3 protein-coding genes are annotated in these 2,212 nt (G+C 59.6%); 2 read left to right on the top strand and 1 reads right to left on the bottom strand.

The features are described 5' to 3' along the window. Positions 1-526: FAD-dependent oxidoreductase (locus tag VAE48_RS03405; RefSeq protein ID WP_322791912.1), on the top strand; the 526-nt coding region annotated here is incomplete at its 5' end. A 48-nt stretch (positions 527-574) separates the two neighbouring features. Here VAE48_RS03405 and VAE48_RS03400 read toward each other — a convergent pair. After that, complete coding sequence (locus VAE48_RS03400) at positions 575-1,462, bottom strand: helix-turn-helix domain-containing protein (RefSeq protein WP_322791911.1); 888 nt, start codon at positions 1,460-1,462, stop codon at positions 575-577. 249 nt (positions 1,463-1,711) lie between these two features. Between VAE48_RS03400 and VAE48_RS03395 the strand changes: the two genes are divergently transcribed. Next, positions 1,712-2,212: pirin family protein (locus tag VAE48_RS03395; RefSeq protein ID WP_322791910.1), on the top strand; the 501-nt coding region annotated here is incomplete at its 3' end.

Here is a 2,212-nt window from a genome sequence, read left to right as displayed (position 1 = left end):
CTGGGCGGCCGGCATCCGCGCCGTTGAACTGGTGCAAAACCTGCCGGTTGAACATGCTGCCGCCGGGCGGGTACGGGTTGATCCCACCCTGCAATTGCCGGGCTTTCCCGAAGTATTTGTGATTGGCGATGCGGCCTATCTGGAAGATGAGCAGGGCAACCCCTTGCCGATGGTGGCGCCGGTTGCCATGCAGCAGGCCGATGCGGTGGTTGAGAATTTGCGCCGCCGCCTGGACGGTCAGTCTTTGCTGGCCTTTCAGTACCGCGATCCGGGCATGCTGGCGACCATTGGGCGCAATCAGGCGGTGGCGCGCCTGGGCAGGTTTCACCTGCGCGGCTTCATTGCCTGGGCGATGTGGGTGGCGGTTCACATCCTGCAGCTGATCGGCTTCCGCAACCGGCTGGTGGTGATGATCAATTGGGCGTGGGATTATTTCCTGTACGAACGCGCCCTGCGCCTGATTCAAACGCCGCCGCAGCCGGGCCGCCTGCCGCAGCAGGAAGCCGGCCGGCTCGGGAACGGCTAACCGCGCAGGCGGAAACGGGCTGGCCCGCCTTTCAGGGGATCAGCCCGCTCAGCTTTTCCCGCAGGCCGTGAGCAGGCTGCCGAGCGCTTCAAGTTCATTCTCGCTCAAACAATCCCACGGAGCATGGAAATACGCATCGGTCTGTTCTTCAGCCGCCTGACGGATTTGCTCTCCCCGGGGTGTGAGGACGTACTGTTCTCCTTCGGCTTGCAGCCAGCCTCGCTGAATCAGATCATCGAGTGCCTGCCGGTATTCCTCGCGGCTGAAACCGCGCCGTTCCAGTTTGCTGAACAGTTCATCCAGCGTTCTGGCTTCTCCGCGCCACAGCAGGGTGAAGGCCTCCCACGCCTGTCCGCTGCAGCCATGGGGTTGCCAGGCTGCCAGATGAGCATCATCGCGGTAAGCGGACAGATCGCTGAGGTAATGGTCTATGCGGACGAGCAGGTGCGGGCTTATGCCGGTATTCAACCGGCAGGCGAGTTCAATGCACCACTTACCCGGCGGTGAAGATGCCTGTAAACAGGCCTCCACCAGCCGCTTCAACAGCGCGGCCAGCTGTTCCAGTTCCTCTTCGGGCAGGGGTTGCAGGCGGCTCATACACTCGTTCGCAGCCTGGAGGATGCTCTCGGCTGCCTGCCGCCCGCGGGCGGTGAGGCGGTATTCCCCGGCTCCATGCTCCGTTTCCTGCAACAATTCCTGCCGGGCTGCTTCGCTCAGGCGTTGGGAGTAGAGCGATTCGGCCGTGTATGCCCCCCTTTTGCGCATCTTTTCGGCTGTCACCGGTTCGGGGTCGAACGACAAGGCCGGCAACAGGATGCCTGTGCACCATTCCGGCAACTTGAGTTGAGCTGCGGTCTGCTGAATCACTGGCACGTAATGACTGCTGAGCGCCTGCAAGGCTTGCAGCGCCAACGGCCACATTCCTTTATCCTCCATTTTCCCCTCCTGCAATCTTCTTTCCAAAGCCCATTAATGATTATAAGAAAATTGGGGAGTTAAGAAAACAGTTTGTGACTTAAGGGAGAAAATGCTTTTGAAAAAGGTTCAGCGCGTATACACGCGAGAGACGGGTGGCGGCAGGCGAGGTTGGTACACGCCGTTTCAAAATAAACGTGAAAGACCCGTCAAAAATGGTTATAATACATATAGAAATTGGACAAAATATATCAAAATAAAGGTATTGAGATGAGTGCTGAACTTCGTCTGATCAAGGAAATCATCCAGCCGAAGATGGTCATTGAAGGTGCGGGGGTGCGCCTGCTGCGTTCGTTTGCGCCCAGCCGCGAAAACCGCTTCGACCCGTTTCTGCTGTTTGACCATTTCGCCTTCAATGACCCGCGCGAAACGCCGCTGGCGGGCTTTCCCACCCATCCGCACCGCGGCATCGAAACGGTCACCTACATGCTGGAAGGCAGTGTGCGCCACCGCGACAGCCTGGGCAACATGGGCGTGATCGCTGCCGGTGATGTGCAGTGGATGACCAGCGGGCGCGGCATCCTGCACGAGGAAATGCCGCACCCCAGTGCAGCCGGGCGGGTGGATGGCTTTCAACTGTGGGTCAATCTGCCGGCGGCACTCAAAATGAGCCGGCCGCGCTATCAGGAAATTCAGGCACAGGAAATTCCCCTGCTGGAAAAAGACGGCTTCAGCCTGCGGGTGGTGGCCGGGGAATTCGCGGGAGTTGGC

Origin of the sequence: Bellilinea sp., from assembly GCF_034432615.1 — a bacterium.
Classification (GTDB): Bacteria; Chloroflexota; Anaerolineae; order Anaerolineales; family Anaerolineaceae; genus Bellilinea.
This window is presented reverse-complemented; position numbering and strand designations above follow the sequence as displayed.

What these genes read in the sequence shown, in the direction of transcription:
- VAE48_RS03400 (WP_322791911.1), bottom strand. Translation starts at nt 1,462, where the DNA reads ATGGAGGATAAAGGAATGTGGCCGTTGGCGCTGCAAGCCTTGCAGGCG.